Raw genomic sequence first — 22,931 nt, forward strand, 5'->3', positions numbered from 1 at the left:
AACCGCAAGGTTGCTCAGCCAACGGAAGGGCAAAAACTCACCTTGAAAGCCCTACCGGGATGATTTTATGTTTCAGCTACGCGGCAATGAATTTAATCCACTGGGCCGCAGCATTGATGTCCACATCCATAGGCTACGTAACAAGCTTGAAAGTAGGCCATCAAAACCGGCGTATATTCGTACTGTCCGAGGAAAAGGCTATGTATTGCATTTGCCCTGATGGCAGATCAGGGTAAATTCATCAGGTGCCGCTTTTTTATGTTTTTCTTCAACGCAGCCATCCATTCGGCCCCTGTTGAGAATGCCTGCCCTGTTGTCAGGCATTCTCAAGGCGTTGTGCTTCAGGAAACCACGCTGGATGAATCCAAAAGGGCGGTAGGTTTATATTTGCTGTAAACCGGCGGCTGTTCCGTGCCAACCGCAATCACCACGCTGGAAATGGCGCGCAGGCGATCCACCAAGTCATTGTTGTCGTCCACCAGCTTATTGAAATTGTCTTTCAGATACATGTTTTCAGCGCCCAGTTGCGCCAGCTTTTGCACATTGTCGCTGGAGCTGCGTTTCAATTCGGCGTAGTTTTGCTGCAATTCATCCCGGTCTTTGCCCAATAAGTCATTTTGCTGTTGGGAGTCTTGCAGGTTCCGCTCCAGTTTTCCAACCTGGGCTTGAACGTCTTCCAGTTGCCGTTGCAGTTTTTCACCCTGTTCTTTGGCGATGGTCAGGGTGGCGATTTCCTGCTTTTGGGTTTGGATGCATTCTTGCAGGCCGGTTTTTTCCTGCTCCAGCGTGTCCAGGGTTTTATTGCGGTAACGCAAGTCTTCTGCCAAGCCATCGCGTTCGGCCCGGGTTTTGTTGAGCACATCCAGTTCTTGGCGCTGGGTGCTGACCAGCTTTTCCAAATGCTGCTTTTCTTCTTGCAAGGCAAGCGCACTGGCTTTCTGTTGTTCCAGCGCGGCCTGCAACAGCTCTTTTTGCTGCCTGACCTGCGTCAGTTCACTGATGGTGGCGGCCTGTTGCTGGTTTTCCTGTTGGAGGGCGGCTTGCGCTTTTTCCAGCCGCAGGATGCTGTTGGCTTTGTCCTGCATTTCGAAACCCAGATCCTGCTGTTTTTTCCGTTCTTGGAGCTGGGCTTCATTCAGTGCGTTGATCTGTTGCTTTTGGGAATCGCAAAAACCCTGCAATTCGGTGTTTTTGGCTTCCAGTTCCGCAATGCGCTTTTTCTGGCTTTGGCCTTCCTGTTGCAATTCTTCCCGCTGCCATTTGTCCTGTATTTGTGCACTGTTCAGGCTGTCGATGGCCGCTTTTTGTTTGGCGAGTTCCGCCGTCAAATGGGCGTTGGCTTCGGTCAGCTGTTTGCATTCGCTTTCCAGCCCTTCAACGTGTTCCTGCAATTCGGCGCGCTGCTGTTTGACATCGTTGAGCACCGCCAATTCCTGTTTAAGGGTGTTCGCCAATTGCTCTTGTAGGGCTTTTTCCTGTTTCTGTTGTTGATAAGCGTCTTCTAGCCGTTGGTTTTCTTTGCCGAGATTTTCGAGCTTGTTTTGATAATCCTTCAGCTCCAATTGCAGGGCGTGGAAGGTTTCCAGTTTTTCTGTCTGGGCTTCAAGCCGCCGTGCCAATTGGAGTTTGTCTTTTTCAAGGTTGGCGGCGGCGGTTTGCTGGGTTTTGATTTCCAATTCCAGCTCGTGGCGTTGCTGTTTTTCGCCGTTCTGCTGGGTTTTGAGTTGTTCGATTTTGTCTTGCAGGGTGGCGGCGGCTTGCTGCAAGCCTTCCTTTTCCCGTTCGAGCGTGGCGATTTCGTGCTTTTTGCCGTTTAACTCCAGCGCCAGCGTTTGCAATTGCTGTTGGCTTTGGGCGTTGGTGTCCTTGAGCGCGGTGATTTCCCGGAGGTGGTTTTCTTCTTGCCGCCTGAAGTTTTCCTTGTCGTGTTCCAGGTTACTGACCTGATGCTCCCGGGTTTGCAGCTTTAGCAGCAAATCCTGGTGGGCTTGTTTGAGTGTGGCATGTTCCTTGGACAGGTTGTCCAGCGTTTTGCCTTGCTCTTTGTTGGCGTCTTGCAGCCGCTGTTTGGTTTGCTCCAGGCCTTCAATAATATCCCGCTGATCCTGCAACTTCAGTTGCAGCTTGCTGAATCCCTGGTTTTGATCGTCATCGGTGTTTGCCATTGCTGTTACCTGATAGTTGATAAGATTTCGTAAGACGTCACCCTGGCCTTCAACACATCATTTTCTTGTTGGGCTTGTTTGAGTCCGCGTTGCAGTTTTTCATGGCCGAGCCGGGTTTCTTCCAGTAGCTGCTGGGCTTCTTTCAGTGATTTTTGTAGCGTGGCGTTGTGGCTTGCCTGCTCGTCATAAACTGTCGCCAATTGCTGGTTGCGGGTTTTTTCCATGGCCAGTTGGTGCTGGAGATCCTGGATGGTTTTGGTTTGCTCCCGCAGGTTGTCTTCGGTTTTCGCCAGCGTGTTTTGCAGGTGGGTGATAGTCCTGACTTGGCCGTCATAATCGGTGGCCAAGCGTTCATTATCCTGGCGGAAGCGCTCCAATTCATGTTTTTGTTGTTTGCTTAGGTTGTGGCTTTCCTGAAGTTGCGCTTGTGTTTGGTGTAAGGTGTTTTGCAGGCCAAGGTATTCTGCGGTTTGCTCATTATGGTGTTTGTTGAGTTCCGCCAATTGGATTTGTGAAGATTCCAGGCGTTGCAATTCCTGCAAATTCTGCGTGTGGCTTTTCTTCAGGTTTTCATGCGCCAGCGATTCCAGTTCCCGCTGGTTGCGGATATCCAGAAACTTTTGTTGTTCTGTCTTGGCCGCGTCGTAGGCGTCATGCAAATCTTTGTCGAGCCGGGCAATGGTGGCTTCAAGCCGTTCGTTTTCCCGCTGCTGTCTGTTTAGGTCGGAGCGGATTTGGTGTTCATGGGATTTGCAGACGCTTCTTCCCATCAGCCAAGCGACCAGCGCAACCATGGCGGCAAGGATGGCGAGTTCATACTCCAACGCAAAATCCAGCATTATTTCATGTCCTCCACAATAAATTCGATGCGCCGGTTTTGGGCGCGGCCTGCTTCCGTATCATTGGGGCCGACAGGCTCGGTGTCCCCTTTGCCAATGGCTTCCAGGCGTTCCATGGGTATGCCCCCCAGCGTGAATAAGGCGCCTTTGACGGCTTGGGCGCGGTGATAGCTGAGTGCCTGATTATCCTGGTCGCTGCCAATATCATCGGTGTGCCCGACAATAATGATTTTTGAATGGGCGCAGAAAATGGCGGTGTCCGTCAGTTTTTGCAATAGCGGGTCGCTTTTATGCTCGATAATGGCTTTGCCGGTTTCAAAATAGATTTTGTCGGTGCCCAACAGCTCATTGAATTTTTGTTGGCAAACGATTTTGGCGTGGTCGGCAGCGATTAAATCGATGTTGATTTGGTAATGCTGGTTGCTAAATGCTTGCAGGGTTTTTTGAAAAGATTCGGCCTCGGCGGTGGTTGGTGCCTTGCCGGTGATTTCCAGCGTTTGGTCATTCAAGCCGATATAGGCCGTGTCGAGTTTGGCGGTTTCCGCCAGTAAGGTTTTGGTGAGATCCAGCCAGCCTTCCGGTGCCCCTACAGCTGTTTTCAGGTCGCTGGTGACCGTCAGGCCGGGAAAGCTCTTCTGGATCATTGACGATAGGGTTTGTTTGTCTGCATCACTGGGGAAATAGCCGCTGATTGCCAGTTTTCCATCGGCCTTTTGCACATTCAGCCGGTAAGGGCGCACGGGGGCTGGGGTGATGCCGTCATGCACGCTTTTCACAAACCAGGTGGCTTTGGCAGTTGCAACCGCTTGCTGGTGCGCTTCTGGGGAAAGGGTCGAGCCACCCAGCACAATATCCCGCCCGTGAGCTTGGACGGACGCCCAGCCCAAACCGTTGGCGTGCAATGTCCGGCTGACGGAAGATTCCAGCCCGCTGCTGACGGTGGCGGCCAGTTTCGGCAGGGCATGCAGCAGGATTGCCAGCAATACAAGCAAGCCGAGCAGTTGTATGGCCCAGGTTCTTAGCGTCATCAGCCGACACTCCGGACATTCTGGTAAGGGTGGTATTCGCGCGGTTGCCCGCTGCTGAAGATGTAGGGGAATTGTTTGATGGAAACATCCCCTTTATCTGGCAGGGCGACTTCAATGTTGTGGCGCAGGAATTCGAGGTAGACCGCTTCGCGCATGGCCGCCAGGGTGGCAGGCCGCAATTGGCCCTTGATGACCCGGCAGGAGAGGACAAAGGTCGTCTGCGCCTGGTTGAAATCTTCCAGCGCCACGCTGACCGTTTCATTTTGCATGACGTTCGGGTGGTTGCGGGCCACGCCGGTCAGCAGCTCCCGGATGACCTGCGGGTCAACGCCGTAGGCGGCCCTGATCGGCAGGCTGATCAGCAGGTCGTCACGCAAGTGGTGGGATTTGTTGATGATTTCTGACGCGCCGATCTTGCTGTTGGGAATGATGATTTCGACATTCTGCGCGGTCTTGATGCGGGTGTTGCGCAGGCCGATATGGGTGATTACGCCGCTTTCACCTTTGAAATCAATGGTGTCTCCCAACACGAAGGGCGAATCGGTCAGGATCAGGATGCCTGCAATCACATCCGCGAGGGTATCCTTGGCCGCCATGCCGATCGCCAGCCCGGCGACGCCCAACGACGCCAGCAAAGCCGTCAGCTCAATGCCCCAGACCTGGAAGACGGAATAAATGCCCGTCATCGTCATCAGGATCATGGTGACGTATTCAAAAATGGGCAGTGTCTTGGGTTGCAGCAGGCTGTTGCTTTCAATGGCTTCGTCTGTTTTCGCCAAGTGGCGCAAAGTCAGGTGCGCCATCTGGTTGGCAAACAGGAACACGCTGACGATCAGCAGCGTGGTGAGGAGCGACACACTGAGTGTGCTGATGGTCGCAGGCAAGGCGGCGGACTTGACGGCAATGATGATGCTGGTCAGGAACGTCAGCCGGAAAACCAACAAACCGGCCAGTTTGGCAGTTTCATTGGCCAAGCCAAATTTGAACCAGTGTGAAACCCTGGCAATCAGGATAACGACGTCTTTACTCAAAGACCAGGCAATAAAGTAGCCGATAATCACGAGAACGCCTGCACGCCAAGCGGCGTAATCATTTAAAAGCGCCCAGGCGGCGTGCAATTTTGAGAAAATATAAAAAACAGCAAGAACAGAAAAATTTACAAAATACTGTAAGGCGGAATCTATTCCCATATCCAGCTTCTATCACCCCTTTTTAATACAGAACACACCAGCATTCCGATTCATTGTCGGATACTTAAATAATCTCCCTCGCAAAGTCCGCTTTAATCATTGGGCGAAACCTCCGCCAATGCTGACACAAAGGCGCAGTGTTTTACATTGAAGTTAACACTTCTTAACATTTTAGCGGGCGCAACACATGCTGCGCCTTTTAAACGCCGCTGCATTAGGGTTTATGTCCGCCGGAACGTGGCGAATTTAGGTGCTTTGAATCCGGCCTAAATCCGCGCCCAGTATTCCGTGGGCATTTCCATGCACATTTTGAGCGCGCCGGTGCAGCCGCAATATTCCGCGTCCTGCACGCATTCCACACGTCCGCCACCGTAAGCTTCCAAGCTGTTTTCGATGGCGATGTCGATCCCTTTCAGGCGGGAGCCGCCGCCCGCCAGCAAAATGTTGTGGCGCAGGCGCTCTTGGAAATCGGGGTCAAAACTGCCGACGAGTTGTTGCACTGCGGCGCTGATGGGGGTGGTCAGGCGCAAACAGCATTCCCGCAGCAATTGGGTGATGTCGTATTCCTGTGGGACGCCCAAGGTGTTGAGCTTGACTTTGACCGGGTCGGCGGTGGCGGAGACGTAGCCGTATTTTTCCTTGATGTTGCGGATGATTTTGGGGGAAAGCTGGACATCGGGATACTGCTTGTGGATGGCTTGGGCAATGTCGGCGTCGAGGAAATTGCCAGCGGTTGTCAGGGTGAGCTGGTCTTCCGGGTCTGGCAGGGAACCATGGATGCGGCACAAGTCCGTGGTGCCTGCGCCAATATCCACGATCAGGCATTCATCAAAGCGCTCGCTGGCGTAAGCGACCGCGAACGGCTCGCTGACAATCAGCACCTTGTCGATAAAGCTTTCCGTCAGTTGGATGAGGGCCTTTTTGTTGATGATGCTGGCTTGTGCGGGCACGCCGATGGCGGCGTATACCTGATCGCCCGCCTGCTTTTCCGGCAGGCCGATGTGCAGCAGGTGTTGCAGGATCAGGGCGGTCGCTTGCAGGGATTGCTCATCGTCGCGGATCACGCCATCCGCCAGCGGCCAGATGAGGTTGACTGCCAGCCGGTTGTCCAGCGCTGCCGCACCCAACAGGTAATCCTTTTGCAGGCGTTTGCGGGAAATGACGTCTTTCGGGTAACCGACACAGGTTTCCACGCTGACGCGCTTGCCGGTGGAGGTCGTGATGGAGGAACGGCTGGTGCCAAGGTCGATACCGACGTGATAGAGAGTAGGCATGGTATGCATCCGAAATGGTGGTGTGGCGGTTAAAGGGCTTCCCTGAGCGCAATGTTTTCCTTGATCAGCTGTTCAAACAGCGCCTGTTTGCCGCTGGCTGCGGGGGTTGTGGCGGAGGGGGCCGCTGGTGGTGGTTGCGTTTTGGCGGCGCTGTTTTGTTGTTGGGTGTGGAGCGAGTCGTACTGGCCTTGCAAATCCTTGAGTTGCTGCTCCAGTTCGGATTGTTTGCTTTCGGCGGTTTTGCGCCCTTTCCGGTGATGGTGCCACGATTTCAACACCAGCAGCTTTACCGCCAGCAGCCCCCCTACCAGCACAATTGCGCCAGGTGCCAGGTGGAGCGCGGCGACGTGGGTCAAGGGGGCGGCGATTCCTTGGGCTGGTGTCATGGCGTCATTCCTCTTGTTTGGAGGTGTGCAATTCGATGCGGCCTTCGTTCATTTTCCACACCCGGTCGGCGACATGGAAGTAATGGTCGTCATGGGTGACGGCGATGATGGTCTTGCCCATGTCGCGGACTTCGCCCAGCAGGGTCTCGTAAAAATACTGGCGGAACTGGGGGTCTTGGTCGGCGGCGAATTCATCGATCACCAGGATGGGCTTGTCTTCCAGCATGGCGGCGATGAACGCCAGCCGCTTGCGCTGGCCAGTCGACAGGCTGGTGTTGGTGAAGCCGCCGTCCTGATAGCGGACTTTGTGCTGCATGTGCATTTTTTCCAGCCAGTAATTGACCGTCTGCGCGTCGATATTGCGCACGCCGTAAAATTTGTCGAACAGGTGGAAGTCGGTGAAGATGATCGCAAACAGTTTGCGGTAGGCCGGGTAATGCAAATGGCTGACGGCGGTGCCATCCACCAGCAGGCCGCCTTGCCGGGGGTAATACAGGCCGGTCAGCAGTTTCAGGAAGGTGGACTTGCCGCTGCCGTTGCCACCAATGATGAACAGCAATTCCCCGCGCCGGACTTCCTCGTTGAACGGCCCGGAGGTGAAGGATTCACCATTGGCGCTGGGGTAAGCGAACTGCATATTGTCGATGGTCAGGGTCTGGAAGCCGCCAAAGTCCATCCCGGTGGCGTCGTCCTCGCTGCTATGGGCGTGGACGATGGCGGCGTCCATCTCCTCTTCCAGCGCGAACAAATCCGCAATTGCCAGATTGACGCGGTTGAGCATTGGGATCATGTTCACCAGCACGGTGGAAGGGCCGGTCAGGAACAGGAGGGTGGCGGATATTTTGAAAATATTGCCGATGTGTTCATGGCTGAAGCTGGGCAGGATGAACACCACGATCGGCAGCAGTATGTAAATGAACAGGCGGCCAAAACCCCACAGGCGCGATTCATTTTTGCGCACGCTGGATTTGATCTGTTGCGCTTCGGTGGAAACATTGGCGATCCGCTCCAGCAAATCCTGGCCCTTGGCGTAGTTGACCTTGATCTCCTTGAAGCCCTCCACGAGGTGGGAGATGGACTTGAAGTAAAGCTTTTCTTTCTGGTTCACGTCCTGTAGGGACTGCTTGATGAAACGTGCCTGCGCAATGAAGTACAGGACGCCGATCCCCATCGCACCCAAGGTGATGGTGAAACTGAGCGGCGAAATATAACCCAGGTACAGCAGGGAAAAGAGCATCAGGGTGAGCATCTGGAACGCGCTGACGATCTGCGGCACTGCCTGGGAAATGAGGGTGTCGTTTTGCGTCAGGCGGCCATACAGCGTGTTGCCGCCCACTTTTTCCATGAAGGCCAGCTCCACCTGCTGCACTTTGTGGGTCAGGCGGGTCCTGATCTTGAAGATCGCCTGTTCAATGATCAGGATGGCGCGTTCGAACGCATACCACTGCCCGTACAGGAACAGGGCGAAGGTGATCATATACAGCAGGAAATACTGGGTGAGGTCTTCATTGTTGGCGACGGCGGCGGTGGCGTGGTTGACAATGCCCAGCAGCAAGGCGTTGGCGATGCCTGAAATGGTCGCAATCAGCAAAACTTGCAGATAGGACTCGGTGGTTTCCCGTTCGAGAAATTTCAGCAATTGCATGGGGCGACCCACACAGTATGAGATGGACAGTTGGCTGCGCTGGAAGGCGTCATACTCTACCTCGCAAGGATGGATGAATATTAAATAAGCTGACGGCGCGCCGGAAGCCGACTTTACAATTCTTAACAATCCTGCCCGGCATGCAACGGGTAGCAGGTGATTCAAGCATTATCATGCTTCCTGGGCAAGCGGGGGCCATAGCGGAGCCAGACGGTCAGCACCAGCATGGCCAGCAGCAGAATCCAGGTCAGTTGGATGGCATTGATGTTGACGTTATGCCCGGATTTGGGCGCGCCCAGCAATTGCGGGTAAGGCTGATGTGCCGGTGTTGCTGGCGGGCCGCCATTCACCGGCGCGGCGTACAGGTACAGGGTGTTGCTGGCAGGCGTGAACACCAGTGATTGCACGGTCTGCGGGCTGAAAATTTCGTAACGGTAATTGGCCGTATCGGACAGCAGCGTGGAAACGGACTCCACAGCGGCGGGCTGGGCAGGTGTGAAGCGCGCCAGTTCCCGCAGCCGCCGCCAGCGGACATTGTCTTTTGGGTCTTTGCAAGCGCCCGGCGTGGTGGGCAGCATCAGGCAATCCACCGCTGCCAACTGGTTCGGGCGTCCCCATGGCAGGCTATCGCGGCTTGGGCTGTTCCAGACGCGCCGCGCCGCGACATTGCTGGCGGCGTTGTATTCCTGCACCAGCGCGGTGTGCCGGTCTGCCAGCAGGATGCTGTGGTCAAAGGCGTAGGTTTTGCCGTCGAGCCTGTTGGCGGCGGCGTCCGCGCTGTTTTGCTGTTGCAACGCTTGCCGCAATGCAAAGCCGATGCTGGTGGCCTGTTTCGGCAAGTGCCTGGTTTGCCGGTAGGGGGAATTTGGCGCGGCGTTGAGCAGGCTGAGGAACAGCCCCCGGTCGTTGAAGCCCGTGGTGACGGCCAGGATGCCCGCGAAACCGATGGTGGCCAGCGTTTTATTGTCCGCATCGGCATAGACGGTCACGGCTTGCAGGCTGCGCAGCTCCGGGGTGCTCGGCATTTCCAGGTTGCGCCCGGAAATCGGGCTATCCAGCGCCGAGGCGTTGCCAAAAACGCTGAAGGCTACGCCATCTGGCATGGCCAGACCCAGTTCGGGCAGCAAATTCAACACTTGGTATTCTTCCTTGGACAAGCGCCCGTCACCGGGGATGCTGTCCTCGGCCAACGTCCAGGCTCCGGCCACGCCTTGCATTGCATCCTGCCATTCCTGGTCCAGTGGTTGCAGCAATTGCGGCAACTGCTGGCGGCGCAGGCTGGCGAAGCGGGTGGGGTCAACCACGCTCGCCAGATAGCGGTCGTAACGGCGCTCAATGTCTGGAAACAGCGCTTTCGCTTGGCGGCCAGTTTCCGCCCCGATTGCCAATGGCGACAGGCCGCTGGTGTTGATGCGGATGACCGGTATTTTGGCAGGGGGTGCCGCCAACCCTGCCAACGGGCAGAACAGCAGGCTTGCGGAAAGGGCCAAAACTTTGCCCGCAGGCGCGCGGCGGGCGCGGGGGCGCATCCTCATGCCATCGGTTGCGGCTGCTTTTTACGGAAACTCAGCAGCATCAGCGCCACATACGTCATGAGGACGCTATAGCCGATGGCGACCACGGCACCTTCGGCCTGGATGACCAGTTGGTCGAGGTCGGGCAGGTCGAAATTGCCCTCCGTGCCCAGCAGGGCGAAGCATAAGGTTCCCCATACCCCGCCCACGCCGTGGATGGCCACCAGATAGGCGGTGCGCACTTGCCACGCCTGTTTCAGGAAATATTTGCGCAGGACGGAAAACGCCATGTTTTGCAGCAAGCCAGCGCAGGCACCGATCACCGCCGCTTCCATGAAGGTGACGCTTTGGGCGCAGGCGGCGACCGCCACCAAGCCGCTGACGAAGCCGCTCAGGCCACGGGCGATGCGGCTTTTGTCCGTCCGGAAGAACACATAATGCAGGAACGCTGTCATCCCGCCAGCAGCGGCGGCCAGGCCGGTGTTCAGCATAACGCTGGGGATTTGGTCGCTGGAAATTGGCAGGGCAGCGGTCGTGAAACCAAACCAGCTCAACCACAACAGCAACGTGGCGCTGGACGAATAAACCGGCTCGTCAGGCGTGTTATCCGTTTGCGTTGGGGAAGAAGGGTTTGCGAGCTCCAGTTTCCATACCAGGGCGAAGGCGAACCAGGCGGAAACCGAGTTGATGACGGTGGAGCCTCCCTGATCCGTGAAGCCAATGCCTTCCAGCCAGCCTTTGTTGCCGGGGATGAAATAGCCAGACCATGCCCAATGCCCGAATACCGGCATGAGGATGGCACCGACAAACACGGCCAGCACCATGTGCGCGGCGCTGGAAAGGCGGCTGCCGACAGCGACGTAGACGATCAAGGCGGACAGCATGGCGAAGCCGGTGTGGTACAGCACAAAGAGGGGGAAGGGGTAGACCGGTTGGGCGCTGGCCCCGCTGGGCGCGCTTCCCAGCAGGTAGGAGGAGGCGCCAATCCAGCCGGAATACGTAGTCCCGTACATCAGGCCGAAGCCCAGCACGAAATAGCCCAGGAAGACCCCCAGGCAGGCCAGCAGCATGCCTTGATGCTGTTCAGTCCCATCCGCCAGCAGTTCCTGCCGGTTGCGGCCGGAAAGCACGAATGCCAACGGTGCGAAAAACACCAGCACAATGGACAGCAGCATCCATAGGCGATTGAGGTCGGCGTTGACGGCGAGCTTGAGTTCATCGCCCTTGCCAGAATTTTTTGCGCTCACCAGCGCGTCTTTAAGGGCTTTTAATTTTTCTTCCAGCGTGTTGAGCTGGATCAGGATTTCATACAGGCGGATGGAGTTGTCCTCAATCAGGGACTTTTGCGAGTTCAGTTCGGCGATGTTGGCGCGCGTGTCCCGCGTCAGGGGCAGCATGTCCTGTTTCAATTGCTCAATGTTGGCCGTGTTGGCGCTGACGATGCCACGGTTTTGGTCTAGCCCAGTGGTCACGTCTTTCAGTTTGTTGTTGATCAGATCCAGGCCATCTTTGACGGTTTGCATGCCGCTGCGGTTGATGTCGGCGCTTTCCTTGCTGTTTTCGATTTCCTTGCGTAAGGATTCCAGCGTCTGTTGGATGACCTCGATGTTCGCCATGCTGTTTTCAATTTGTGACTGGGCCTGGGCTTTGGCGTTGCCACTGCCGCCCTTTGGCGCATCATCCCCGGTGGAGCCCTTGTCTTTGGCACCCTTGTCCGGTGTTGGGGTTTTGTCCGCGTCTTGGTCTTGCTTCGAGGGTTCCGTTTTTTCAGTCGACGGTTTTGCATCGTCCGCTTGCCCGCTTTTTTCCGCCGCATAAGCAAGGCCGCCGCCCCACATCGGCAACAGGAGCAGGATCAGCAGGATGGGAAGGGCCAAGGGAAAACGCCGGGTGGAAATCATGTGCATGGTGTCCTCAATTCTCCGGTTTCGGTGCGTCCGTTTGGGGGGGAGGCGCAGGTGACGGTGGCGGTTTGTCCAGCAGGTCGGCGCAAGCGGGCGGGTCAGCCGGGATGGCTTTTTCCAGTTGCGACAGCAGTTCCGTATCCTGCTCCCGCACGGCTAGCCGCATGGTGGTGGGCGGCAGTTCGACCCCATCAGCGGGCGTTTCAACCAGCCGGAGGTCAGCGTCCGCATGGCCGAATGGCGTGTTTTCTACCCGCGCCCTGAAATAGGCTGCGTCCGTGAAGATGGCGTCAATGCGGCCATAAACGAGGTCAAACACGCCGCTTTCCAGCAAGGGGTAAGGCTTCAGCCGGGCAATGCTGCTGTAGTCGTCCAGCAGGTATAGGTAAAGCAGGGAGCTTTCTTGTACGCCAATCGTCGTATGGGCGAAATCTTCCTGCTTGCTCCGGTGCTGCGAAGCCTCCGCTTGAATAAAGACGGGCGTGATTTTACACAGCGGCGGGCTGAGTTTGATGTGGTCGGTATCCGGCAGGACAAGGGCGTCAATCACAACCAAGCCATGCAATTGCTGGGTTTGCACATTTTGCAGCAAGGTGTCGAAATCGTTTGCGGCAAATTCACAGGTCGCCTTGATTTTTTTGCAGACAGCGTTGACGGCGGTGATCAGGATGCCGGTGGCTTGTTGCTGCTTGTCCAGGTAAGTGTAGGGCGCACGGTTTTTTTCAATGCCGATGAACAGGCGGGTGGTGCTGGTTTCGTCAGCCCGTGCTTGGGTGTGGCCCAGCAGGGTAAACAGTAGCGCCAGCGTGGCGGCGCGGCCCACCGGTTTCATGGCGCTCCCCTTCTGTTTTCAACAATCGCGGTTTCATCAGGGTAGATGAAGGCGTTGGGGGAAAGCAGCAGGATGGGGGTGTCGGACAGCCCGTAACGTTGTAGGTTGACGAGGTTGACGGAAACTTCCGGCAGGTTTTTCATGCGTTCGGCGAATTCGTGCACCTTCAGCCCATTCAACAGGCCGTTGTAAGCTTGGGTGCCGCCTTTGCCCTGCACGTCGATGTCAGAACGCTTGCCGAGGACAAGGCAGATATTGGGGTCAGTGTTGTGTTCATCCAGGGAGATGGAGGGTATTTTGAAGAAGGCCAGGCTTTGGTTGAGGCGCTGGAGCAATTTGGCGTCGATGCTGTAATAGGGGGGGATCAGCATCGCATCCACTTTCAGCGACAACCTGCCGTAGCAGTCGATCATGGCCTGTTCGGTTTCCCGTTTGTTCAAGGCGGAAAACGCGACTGTGCAGCCGACAATTTCGGTCTGTTTGCGCTTTGCCAAGCCTTGCAGCAGTTCGTAACCAGCCGCTTTGCGCCCATCTGCGGTATTTTCGTAAATGATGCCGATGCGCTTGAATTGCAGGATTTCCTGCGCCAGATCCAGCAGGTAAATCTTATTGTCATCATCATGCATGGGTTCGGTGAAAATTTTCCTGAAATCCGTCACCGTCCGTTGCGCACCATATTTTTCCTGCTGTTCCTTGCTGAAGCGTTCCAGCAGGTAGGGGATTTGCAGGGCGGGCAGGGCGTACCATTTGCCTTCCTGCCGTGCCTGGAAGAAATATTTTTTGCCGCGCAATTCCCCCGCCTGGTCGTAAGCATGGATGCCGGTCAGGCCCACCCAGGCGGGCATGTAGTGCAATGCGGAGCTAAGTAAGGGGGGGGTTGTGGAGCCTGCCCGCTCAATGGCGGCGGCCAGCAGCATGAGGGAGTCGTAACCTTGCGCGGCGTTGTAATCCGGGTCAGTTTCATATTTTTTCTGGTATTGGCGGATAAACTGCTGGTTGAGTGCGCTGCTGTCGTCGGCTTTGTACAGGGACGGGATGATGGTGCCGTCAGCCGCGTCCCCGGCTGCGTCGGTGTAACTGGCGCGGTTCATCGAATCATCGCCAAGAATGGGTTGCCGGATGCCCATTTCCCTGAGCTGAAGCGCCATGCGCCCAGCGGCGTCGCTGGCGGCGGTGATGAAGATGGCGTCAAATTTCTCACTGTTGAATTGGGAAATGATGGGCCGGTAGTTGGTGTCCTTGTCGAAAAAGGAAGAGCGCTTGACCAGCCGGATGCCCTGTTTGATGGCCTTGTCTTCAAACAAAAACGCCAGTTCGCGGTTCAGGTCTTCCCGTGAGTACAGCATGACCATTTTTTGGTAGCCAAGGGTTTTGGCGGCGCTGGCCAGTTGTTCGGCCATGATTTCGGTGTTGGGCGCCATCCGGTACACATACTGGAAATTGTGGTTGGTCAGCACCTGGGTGGTGGCAAAAGAGGGCATGAACACGACCTGGCTGCGCTCGTAGATCACGGAGGCAGGCAGCGCAATTTTAGAGCGGCGGTGCCCTAGCACGGCGACAGTCCTGGGGTTGGCGACAATGCGGCGGATGGTTGGCTTGATGTCTTCAAAGGTGTCGCCATCCTGCTCGATCCTGATATTGAGGTTGCGCCCGAGCAGTTTGCCTTGGCGCTGGTTGATTTCCGCCGCCGCCAGCATCACCCCGTTCAGGTAGGCGCTTTTCGCCGCATCCTGGATGGCGACGATTTCGATGTCCCCTTTGTTTTGCCGGGCGTAAGCCAGCCGCCGTTCGGCCATGCCTTCAAAATCCGGGCTGCATCCGCCCAACATGACGGCAATGGGCAGGAGGAGCAGGAGCAATAACAGGCGTGGCGCAGGCAGGCTCCTCATGGCGTTTTATCCGCTCCGGCGGGCGTGGGCGCGGCAGGTTCCGGGGGTGGCGGCGCATCGCTTGAGCCGCTGTCCGGGCTGGTTGGGGCGCTGGTTTCAGCCGCAGCTTCCGGTGTTGCGGCGGATGGCTGCGCTTCCTTGCCATCGCTGCCGCTGGTGTCCGCTGCACCCTCCGCCGCCGTGGCGGATGGAGCCGCTGGGGCGGGCGCTGGGGAGAGCGCCTGGTCGGTGTTCAGGATGAGCGGCAGGCCGTCTTTGCCGCCGCCAACCACGACCACTTTGGCGTTGGGGGAGGAGGCCAGCGCTTCGGTGGCCTGGATGCCTTGGTAGCGCAAGATGGATTCCGAGAGCGATTCGTTGACAATCTGATGGTGGGTTTTCACGCCTTCGGCTTCGATTTTCAGGCGGTCTGCTTCTTTTTTGGCGGTTTGGATGCGGAATTCATAGGATTTCATGAATTCTTCCTGCCGCAGTTTGTCTTCGATGGCCTTGACGATCTGGGGCGGGAGCGTGATGCTGCGGATGATGATGTCTTCCACTTCCACATAGTTGCGGCCTACCTCATCGGTGGCGGCAAGGATGGCCTTGGTCAGCAGCCCGGCTTCATTGGTGTAAATTTGTTCTGCCGTGTATTCGCCCAGCTGCTTGCGCATGACGGATTCGATCTGGGGCAGGATGACCCGCTCCAGGTAGTCCGGGCCAATGCGTTGGTGCAGGATCCCCAGCAATTCGTATTCAGGGCGGTAACGGACGGCAAGGGAGAGGTGGACAGTCAGGCCCTTGTTGGTGATGACGTCAAAATCGTGGAACGCGACCTGTTTGCGCACTTCGTAAATGTAAACGGTGTCCAGCGGGCTGAAAATGTGCAGGCCTTCATCATAAACCTTGTCAATTTCCGTACCGCTGAAACGGCGGAATAGGATGCCTGCTTCACCTGGTTCAATGGTGATGACGATCTTGGACCAGAAAAAGACGACAACCAGCGCCGCAATCAGGAGCAATACGATCAGGACAGGGGTTTTGCGCCGCACCCATTGCTTGAGCATAGCGCTGGCGCTTTGAGCGTCACTGTTTTCCACCTAGGGTACCAATGCTTAGTTTAGGCAACACTCTGGTTGATGCAGTTGGGGCAAATGATCAGCATCAACGCTTCCACAATAAAACTCCCGCCTGTGCGATCCCACAAGCGGGAGTCTTAATCTGGCAAAGCCATCGGTCAGGCGGCGGCGGGAGCAGTCTGGACGGGGGCTTCAGTCTTTTTGAACGCTTTGCCGAGGGCGTAGTACGCGCCAATGCCCAGCAGCGCGCCGCCGACGGCGGCCATCCCCATCGGATGGGCGAGCACGAAAGCTTTGGTTGCGGTGCCGACATTGGCCAGAGAGCTGCCTATTGCGGCCAGTGTGCCGCTTGAGCCTGTTGCCACTTCAGTTCCCATTCCTGGACTCCTTTGCATGAATTGGTTCAGTTGGATCATTATCGATGCCTGTTAAAAATTAAGTCAAGCCGACAGCTGTCAAATGACGGGGCTGAATTGTTAAGTTTTGTTAAGTCCTTGGTTAAGGGAAATTAGTGATTAACAAACGTGCTAGAATCGCGGGCGAGTTATCTAACGGACATAAGGGAAGGTGGCCGATGACGGATGAAAACAAGCTGGAGCCAACTGTTCAGGGGGATGTTGAAGCTGAGGATGAAATAGCCCAGGCGGATGCTGAAGCAAGGAATATCGGTGCCAATAATATCGTCAAGAACCACATTATCGCCAGTATGGCACTGGGGTTGGTGCCTGTCCCGCTCTTCGACATCGCTGCATTGGTCACCGCGCAAATAAACATGTTGCGCAGTTTGAGCGAGCACTATGACTTGCCGTTCGACGACACGGACAGCCGTTCCTTGGTCACCTCGTTGATTGGCGGGTCGTTGCCGGTGCTGGGGGTGGTCGGTTTGAGCAGCTTCGCCAAATTGATTCCAGGCGTTGGCACCTTGCTCGGCAGCGCCAGTTTGAGTGTCAGCGCGGGGGCCGTCACGTATGCAGTGGGGCAAACCTTCATCATGCATTTTGAGGCGGGCGGCACCATCGGTAATTTTGACGCTTCCAAGGCACAGGCTTTTTTCAAGCGTGAATTTGACAAGGGTAAAGCACTGGTGCGGGACATTCGTGAAGAAGTCAAAGGGCCTGCTGCTGGCAAGGCGGCGGGGGAAACTGCCGATACCCATACGCCCCCTTAAGGCCAACCGCTTGTGCACGAGCATGCAGGACTGAAATGTTGCCCAAAGTTTTTGTTGTCGGCCTGATTGCCGGTGTTGCTGTCGCCATTAGCCCCGCCTTTGGGGAGGATGACCCGACGGTGGTGGAAAAAGTCATCGTTTACAACTGGGAAAATTATATCCCCGATGGTGTGTTGGAGGATTTCACCCGTGAAACCGGGGTCAAGGTCCAGTACTCCACCTTCGATAATAATGAGGTCATGTACGCCCGCCTGAAGTTGTTGAAAGGGCGGGGGTACGATGTTTTGGTCCCGTCCGTCAATCTCGTGGGCAGGATGGGTGACGAAGGTTTGTTGCAACCGTTGCAGAAAGACAAACTGGACAATCTCAAATACCTGGATCCGGATTTGCTGAACCGGTCTTATGATCCTGAAAATAAATTCAGCATCCCTTATCTGTGGGGCAGTACGGGCATCGGCGTCAACACGGCTAAAGTGAAGGTGTCAACGATCAAGAAATGGGAAGATTTATGGGACAACCAATGGCGCGGCAAGCTGTTGCTGACCGACGATATGGGGGAGGTGTTTGCGATAGCGCTGAAGGTGACGGGGCATTCCATCAACACCACTGACCCGGAAGAAATTAAGGATGCTTATGATAAGTTGCATAAGCTGATGCCGAACGTCAAAGTCATCACCAGCGACCCACGCCCGGATTTCCTGTCCGACAAGGTTGAGCTGGGGATTACCTGGAACGGCGAGATGGCGGTGCTCCAGGAAAAAAATCCTGCATTCCAGTATATCTACCCGGCGGATGGGGCCAGTTTCTGGATCGACAGTTTTGTCATCCCGGCGCGGGCTGACAATGTGGACAATGCCCATAAGTTCATCAATTACATGATGCGCCCGGAGGTGGCGGCGCGGTGCGTCAAGGATCTTGGCTACGCCACGGCCAACCTGAAAGGCAAGTCATTGCTGGATGCAAGCTTGCGCAACAACCCGGTGATTTTCCCCCCCGCTGGGCTGCCATCCAGTACGGAATTTCGGATGGATGTCGGGCGTGAGGCGTTTGACCTTTACCAGTTGTATTGGAATAAATTGAAAGCGGACGAATAAAAGCCCGGAGTTCGGCGGTGCGGCTTATTCCCGCTGGCCGAAAATCGCCGTGCCGATCCGCACCAGTGTGGCACCTTCCGCTATTGCCGCCTCCATATCGTCAGTCATGCCCATTGACAGCGTGTCCAGGGCGAATCCCTGTGCAACCAAGTTTTCCTGCAATGCCCGCACCTGGGCAAATGCCGCGCGCTGATGGTCGAAATCGCCACCGGGGGCGGGGATTGCCATCAGCCCACGCAGCTTCAGGCCGGGCAACCCCATGACCTGCGCCGCCAATTCCGGCAAGGCGTTGGGCAGCACGCCGGACTTGCTGGCTTCCGCGCTGATGTTTACTTGCAGGCAGACATTGATGTCGGGTGCGTCGGCAGGTTTTTGCCCGCTGAGGCGTTGGGCGACCTTGAGGCGGTCGAGTGAATGCACCCAGCGGGCGGTGGTGGCGATCAGGTGGGTTTTGTTGGACTGGATCGGGCCGATGAAATGCCATTCGATGCCGTTGCCCACCAGTTCGGCGGCTTTTTCCGCCAGTTCCTGGGCGTAGCTTTCGCCGAACAGGGTGTGGCCGCCAGCCAGTGCTTCCCGGATGGCGGCGGCGGGATGTTTCTTGCTGACTGCCAGCAGGCGCACACTGCCGGACACGCGCCCGAACCGTTGTTCTGCGGCCCGGATGCGCTCGCCGATTGTCTGGAGATTGTCACGGATCGTCATGGCTTGTGTTACTTTTTCCCTTAATTTAAATAACAGCTGTCACTGCATAATAACAAAAATGGACATTACCCAACTGCTTGCCTTTGGCGTCAAGAATAATGCTTCCGACCTGCATCTGTCGGGCGGGATGCCACCCATGATCCGTGTCGATGGTGAAATGCGCAAGATCAACCTGCCGGTGCTGGACCACAAACAGGTGCATGCGCTGGTCTACGACATCATGAACGACCATCAGCGCAAATCCTATGAGGAATATTGGGAATGCGATTTTTCGTTTGAAATTCCCGGCGTGGCGCGTTTCCGTGTGAATGCCTTCAACCAGAACCGGGGCGCGGGCGCGGTGTTCCGCACCATCCCCAGCAAGGTGCTGACACTGGATCAGTTGAATGCGCCGCCCATTTTCCGCAAGATTTCCGAAAATCCGCGCGGGCTGGTGCTGGTGACCGGGCCGACCGGCTCCGGCAAGTCGACCACGTTGGCGGCGATGATCGACTATAAGAACGACACCGATTACGGGCATATCCTCACCATCGAAGACCCGATCGAATTCGTCCACGAAAGCAAGAAAAGCCTGGTCAACCAGCGTGAAGTCCACCGTGACACCCGAGGGTTTGAGGCGGCCTTGCGCTCCGCCCTGCGTGAAGACCCGGACACCATCCTGGTGGGGGAAATGCGTGACCTGGAAACCATCCGGCTGGCGTTGACCGCAGCGGAAACCGGCCATCTGGTGTTCGGCACCCTGCACACCACCTCCGCGCCCAAGACCATCGACCGTATCGTCGACGTGTTCCCGGCGGCGGAAAAGGAAATGGTGCGGGCGATGCTGTCCGAATCCCTGCAAGCCGTCATTTCCCAGACCCTGCTGAAGAAGAAGGGCGGTGGCCGGGTGGCGGCGCACGAAATCCTCATCGGCACCCGCGCCATCCGCAACCTGATCCGCGAAAACAAGATTGCGCAAATGCGTTCCTCCATCCAGACCGGGCAGGGGGATGGCATGCAGACCCTCGACCAGTCGCTGAAAAACCTGGTGATGAAGGGGCAGGTGGACCGTGAAACCGCCCGCCGCAAGGCCGATAACCCTGACGCCATATGATAACCCCCCATCCCCAGCCCTCCCCCCGCAAGGGTGGAAGGGAATGACAGGAGCTAACCATGGATCGTGATTCCGCCGTCAGCTACGTGCACAAACTGCTGGCCGCCATGCTGGAAAAGAATGCATCCGACCTGTATATCACGGCGGATGCGGCCCCTTCCGCCAAGATCAACAGCGAACTGACGCCGCTGGCAGGGCAGCCGCTCAATGAACAGAGCGCCCGCATGCTGGTGCGCGCCATCATGAATGACCGTCAGCTCAAGCAGTTTGAGGAGGAGATGGAATGCAACTTTTCCATCAGCCTGCCGGGCAAGGCGCGTTTCCGTGTCAACGCCTTCACCCAGCGTGGCTGTTCCGGCATGGTGCTGCGCCATATCCCCAGCCACATTCCTGGCCTCAAGGATTTGGGGCTGCCGCCGGTGTTGCGCGACATCGTCATGACCAAGCGCGGGCTGGTGATCATGGTGGGCGCGACCGGCTCCGGCAAATCCACCACGCTGGCGTCGATGCTCGATTATCGGAACGACAATTCAAAAGGCCATATCGTCACGATCGAAGACCCGATCGAATTCGTCCACCAGCACAAGGGCTGCCTGATCACCCAGCGTGAAATCGGCGTGGACACGTCCAGTTACGATGTCGCCATGAAAAATACCTTGCGGCAGGCGCCCGACGTGATCCTGCTGGGGGAAATCCGTGACCGCGAAACCATGGATTACGCCGTCGCCTATGCCGAAACTGGCCATCTGTGCCTTTCCACCTTGCACGCCAACAGCTCCAACCAGGCGCTCGACCGCATCATCAACTTTTTCCCGGAAGAACGCCGTCCCCAGTTGTTGATGGATTTGTCGCTGAACCTGAAAGCGGTGGTGTCCCAGCGGCTGGTGCGAAAGGCCAAAGGGGACGGGCGTCTGCCTGCGGTGGAAGTGATGATCAACACGCCGCTGATGGCCGACCTGATCCTCAAGGGGGATGTGCCGGGCATGAAGGTGCTGACTTCCAAGTCGCGCGAACAGGGCATGCGGACGTTCGACCAGGCCTTGTTCGATTTGATCGAGACTCGCCAGATCACGGTGCAGGAAGGCTTGCGCCATGCCGACTCGCAAAATGACCTGCGCTTGCGCCTCAAACTGGAGAGCCGTTTCGCCAAAGAAAACGATTTCTTCAAGGGGCTGGACAATATGGCGATTGAACCAATGGAGACTGGGCGCTGATGACTGTGACAATCACCGAAGCCGACCTGCGCATCACGCCGCTGCTGCACATGATGGTCAAACAACATGCCTCCGACTTGTATCTGACGACCGGGGCACACGCCGCCATCAAGATCCGGGGCAAGCTGAAACGGATCAGCCGTGAGCCGATGAAGCCGGGCAATATCCGTCAATTGGCGGAGGAAATCCTCTCCGCAACGGAAATCGAATCCTTCTTTGCCGACCGTGAGCTCAACAAGGGGTTTTCGTTGCAGGGGATTGGCCGTTTCCGGATGAATTTCTATTTCCAGCGCGGCGAGGTGTCCATGGTCATCCGCCACATCCGCTCCGATATCCGTTCACCAGAAGAGCTCAAGCTGCCGGAAGTGTTGAAAAAACTGGTGTCCAGCAAGGAAGGGTTACTGCTGTTTGTTGGCTCCACCGGCTCCGGCAAATCCACCTCGATGGCTTCGCTGATCCAGTATCGCAACGAACGCCATTGCGGGCATATCCTGACCATTGAAGACCCGATTGAATACATGTTCCGGCATGGGCAATCCATCATCGGCCAGCGCGAGGTCGGGTTTGACACCCTGAGTTACGCCAACGCCATGCGGGAGGCCATGCGTGAAGCGCCTGACATGATCATGATTGGGGAGGTGCGCGACACCGAAACCATGGAGGCGGTGCTGGGTTTCGCCGACACCGGCCATCTGGTGCTGTCCACCCTGCACGCCACCAATGTCATCCAGGCGCTGGAGCGCATCCTGTATCTGTTCCCCAATGAGAACAAGGGACGGGTGCTGATGGATTTGTCATTGAACCTGCGCGGTATTGTTGCCCAGCGGCTGATTCCTGATGAGGAGGATGGCCTGCATCTGGCGGCTGAAGTCCTGATCAACACCCCTTACGTGACGGAGCTGATCCGCAAAGGGCAGTTCGGCGAGCTAAAAGACATTATCGCCAAAGGGACTTCTGATGGCATGCAGACCTTCGATCAGGCGCTTTACAAGCTTTACACCAATGGGCATGTCAGCAAGCAGGTGGCGCTGGAATATGCCGGGTCACGCAACGACCTCGAATGGCAGATCAATTTCGGCTCCAGCGAACAAAACGCCAGCGCTGTTTCTGCCACCGCTTTGCCCGAAGTCGCCTAGTGGAAAGGGTACCTCAGGGTGGGTGCATTCAGGTGGGCGCGCAGGTCGCTGAGATTGTCCATTCCCTCCGGCGTAGGATGGCGTGTGTTGAGGATGACCCCAGCCAGCCGCAGCCCTTTCTGCCTGACGGCGTCAGCCACCAGCAGCGTGTGGTTGAGGCAGCCCAGTTTGTCTTCCGCCACCACCACGACGGGCAACCCTAGGGTTTGCGCCAAATCTGCGTTGAGCCCGTCATGCGTGATGGGGGAATAGAAACCACCAGCGCCTTCCACATACAGGTATTGGTTGTCTTTCAGTTTGATCGGACAAGTTGCGGCTATATCCAGCATTTTCAGGGTTTTGCCCTCTAGGGCTGCGGCTCGGGGTGGGGAAAGGGCTGCCTTAAAATGGTTTGGGCACACGCTGTCGAGCACCGGTATCGAGCCGCTGACGCCTACCGGCAATCCGGCAGCGTTGGCCAGTTGCCACGCGTCCGTTTGGCTGATGTCTTCCGCCCAGCCTGATTCCACTGGCTTGCGCGGGATGACCTCACGTCCCAACACGCGCAGGATTTGGATCAATTGGACGCCGATCCGGGTTTTGCCCACGCCAGTATCCGTTCCTGTAACGAATACGCCTTGCGCATTGCCGATTCCGGAATGCTCAAGCCAATGCGCAAGTGTGGAAATGATCATACCCATGGGAATTTCCTTTGTTACCTTTTGATACTTTATTATGGCTGATGATAATCATTACATCATGCAAAGCATGACGAAGAAAAATCAATTAAAAAGTATTGAATTATATTTAACTTTGAG

General features: G+C 56.5%; 21 protein-coding genes. 6 read left to right on the forward strand and 15 right to left on the reverse strand.

The features are described from left to right. Positions 1 to 67: 67 nt before the first annotated feature. Complete coding sequence (locus tag VSS37_RS21840) at positions 68 to 220, forward strand: winged helix-turn-helix domain-containing protein (protein ID WP_375339138.1); 153 nt, start codon at positions 68 to 70, stop codon at positions 218 to 220. A gap of 121 nt (positions 221 to 341) precedes the next feature. Here VSS37_RS21840 and VSS37_RS09895 read toward each other — a convergent pair whose 3' ends face one another. From VSS37_RS09895 to VSS37_RS09955, 13 genes are all read right to left on the reverse strand, one after another. Next, positions 342 to 2,165 carry a coiled-coil domain-containing protein gene (locus tag VSS37_RS09895; RefSeq protein WP_324694795.1) on the reverse strand — a complete coding sequence of 608 codons (1,824 nt, stop codon included), beginning with the start codon at positions 2,163 to 2,165 and terminating at the stop codon, positions 342 to 344. Between the two features lie 5 nt (positions 2,166 to 2,170). After that, positions 2,171 to 3,004, reverse strand: a complete 834-nt coding sequence (locus VSS37_RS09900; protein WP_324694797.1) for a coiled-coil domain-containing protein — start codon at positions 3,002 to 3,004, stop codon at positions 2,171 to 2,173. Next, positions 3,004 to 4,032, reverse strand: a complete 1,029-nt coding sequence (locus VSS37_RS09905) for an OmpA family protein (RefSeq protein ID WP_324694799.1) — start codon at positions 4,030 to 4,032, stop codon at positions 3,004 to 3,006. Before VSS37_RS09905 ends, VSS37_RS09900 begins: the two co-directional genes overlap by 1 nt. After that, positions 4,032 to 5,093 carry a mechanosensitive ion channel family protein gene (locus VSS37_RS09910; RefSeq protein ID WP_324694801.1) on the reverse strand — a complete coding sequence of 354 codons (1,062 nt, stop codon included), beginning with the start codon at positions 5,091 to 5,093 and terminating at the stop codon, positions 4,032 to 4,034. Before VSS37_RS09910 ends, VSS37_RS09905 begins: the two co-directional genes overlap by 1 nt. A 395-nt stretch (positions 5,094 to 5,488) precedes the next feature. Further along, on the reverse strand, positions 5,489 to 6,496 hold the full coding sequence (locus VSS37_RS09915) for a rod shape-determining protein (RefSeq protein WP_324694804.1): 1,008 nt from the start codon (positions 6,494 to 6,496) through the stop codon (positions 5,489 to 5,491). A 29-nt stretch (positions 6,497 to 6,525) separates the two neighbouring features. Next, positions 6,526 to 6,882, reverse strand: a complete 357-nt coding sequence (locus tag VSS37_RS09920) for a hypothetical protein (protein ID WP_324694806.1) — start codon at positions 6,880 to 6,882, stop codon at positions 6,526 to 6,528. Between the two features lie 4 nt (positions 6,883 to 6,886). Further along, positions 6,887 to 8,527 (reverse strand): cyclic peptide export ABC transporter, encoded by a 1,641-nt coding sequence (locus tag VSS37_RS09925; protein ID WP_324694808.1) that lies wholly within the window; start codon positions 8,525 to 8,527, stop codon positions 6,887 to 6,889. A gap of 161 nt (positions 8,528 to 8,688) precedes the next feature. Continuing rightward, positions 8,689 to 10,062, reverse strand: coding sequence for a C45 family autoproteolytic acyltransferase/hydrolase (locus VSS37_RS09930; protein ID WP_324694809.1), 1,374 nt, complete (start codon positions 10,060 to 10,062; stop codon positions 8,689 to 8,691). Beyond that, on the reverse strand, positions 10,059 to 11,948 hold the full coding sequence (locus VSS37_RS09935) for a hypothetical protein (RefSeq protein WP_324694811.1): 1,890 nt from the start codon (positions 11,946 to 11,948) through the stop codon (positions 10,059 to 10,061). The genes VSS37_RS09930 and VSS37_RS09935 overlap by 4 nt, the downstream gene beginning before the upstream one ends. A gap of 7 nt (positions 11,949 to 11,955) precedes the next feature. Next, positions 11,956 to 12,777, reverse strand: a complete 822-nt coding sequence (locus tag VSS37_RS09940; protein WP_324694813.1) for a transporter substrate-binding domain-containing protein — start codon at positions 12,775 to 12,777, stop codon at positions 11,956 to 11,958. Continuing rightward, positions 12,774 to 14,666: an ABC transporter substrate-binding protein gene (locus tag VSS37_RS09945; protein WP_324694816.1), complete on the reverse strand. Its 1,893-nt coding sequence runs from the start codon at positions 14,664 to 14,666 to the stop codon at positions 12,774 to 12,776. The genes VSS37_RS09940 and VSS37_RS09945 overlap by 4 nt, the downstream gene beginning before the upstream one ends. Beyond that, a complete protein-coding gene (locus VSS37_RS09950) occupies positions 14,663 to 15,745 on the reverse strand; it encodes a prohibitin family protein (protein ID WP_324694819.1) in 1,083 nt (360 codons plus the stop codon). Before VSS37_RS09950 ends, VSS37_RS09945 begins: the two co-directional genes overlap by 4 nt. 137 nt (positions 15,746 to 15,882) lie before the next feature. After that, positions 15,883 to 16,101: a hypothetical protein gene (locus VSS37_RS09955; RefSeq protein WP_324694821.1), complete on the reverse strand. Its 219-nt coding sequence runs from the start codon at positions 16,099 to 16,101 to the stop codon at positions 15,883 to 15,885. Between the two features lie 197 nt (positions 16,102 to 16,298). Here VSS37_RS09955 and VSS37_RS09960 point away from each other — a divergent pair, with 197 nt between their 5' ends. Further along, positions 16,299 to 16,892, forward strand: coding sequence for a YcjF family protein (locus tag VSS37_RS09960; protein WP_324694823.1), 594 nt, complete (start codon positions 16,299 to 16,301; stop codon positions 16,890 to 16,892). Positions 16,893 to 16,927: 35 nt separating this feature from the next. After that, positions 16,928 to 17,986, forward strand: a complete 1,059-nt coding sequence (locus VSS37_RS09965) for an ABC transporter substrate-binding protein (RefSeq protein ID WP_324694824.1) — start codon at positions 16,928 to 16,930, stop codon at positions 17,984 to 17,986. Between the two features lie 24 nt (positions 17,987 to 18,010). Here the strand turns inward: VSS37_RS09965 and VSS37_RS09970 are convergent, their stop codons facing one another. Beyond that, a complete protein-coding gene (locus VSS37_RS09970) occupies positions 18,011 to 18,691 on the reverse strand; it encodes a YggS family pyridoxal phosphate-dependent enzyme (RefSeq protein WP_324694825.1) in 681 nt (226 codons plus the stop codon). 58 nt (positions 18,692 to 18,749) lie between these two features. Between VSS37_RS09970 and VSS37_RS09975 the strand changes: the two genes are divergently transcribed. From VSS37_RS09975 to VSS37_RS09985, 3 genes are read left to right on the forward strand one after another with little or no spacing between them, the layout of a single operon-like run. Next, the gene (locus VSS37_RS09975; RefSeq protein ID WP_324694827.1) at positions 18,750 to 19,784 is read left to right on the forward strand and encodes a type IV pilus twitching motility protein PilT; all 1,035 of its coding nucleotides are present in this window, start codon (positions 18,750 to 18,752) and stop codon (positions 19,782 to 19,784) included. A 59-nt stretch (positions 19,785 to 19,843) separates the two neighbouring features. After that, positions 19,844 to 20,998, forward strand: a complete 1,155-nt coding sequence (locus VSS37_RS09980) for a PilT/PilU family type 4a pilus ATPase (protein WP_324694829.1) — start codon at positions 19,844 to 19,846, stop codon at positions 20,996 to 20,998. Then, entirely contained in the window at positions 20,998 to 22,134 is a 1,137-nt protein-coding gene (locus tag VSS37_RS09985; protein WP_324694831.1) for a PilT/PilU family type 4a pilus ATPase, read from the forward strand. The genes VSS37_RS09980 and VSS37_RS09985 overlap by 1 nt, the downstream gene beginning before the upstream one ends. Here the strand turns inward: VSS37_RS09985 and bioD are convergent. Continuing rightward, complete coding sequence (bioD, locus tag VSS37_RS09990) at positions 22,131 to 22,814, reverse strand: dethiobiotin synthase (protein ID WP_324694832.1); 684 nt, start codon at positions 22,812 to 22,814, stop codon at positions 22,131 to 22,133. The two genes, VSS37_RS09985 and bioD, sit on opposite strands and share 4 nt — an antisense overlap. Between the last annotated feature and the right edge of the window lie 117 nt (positions 22,815 to 22,931).

The sequence above is a fragment of the Candidatus Thiothrix phosphatis genome (assembly GCF_035668035.1).
GTDB classification, from domain to species: domain Bacteria; phylum Pseudomonadota; class Gammaproteobacteria; order Thiotrichales; family Thiotrichaceae; genus Thiothrix; species Thiothrix phosphatis.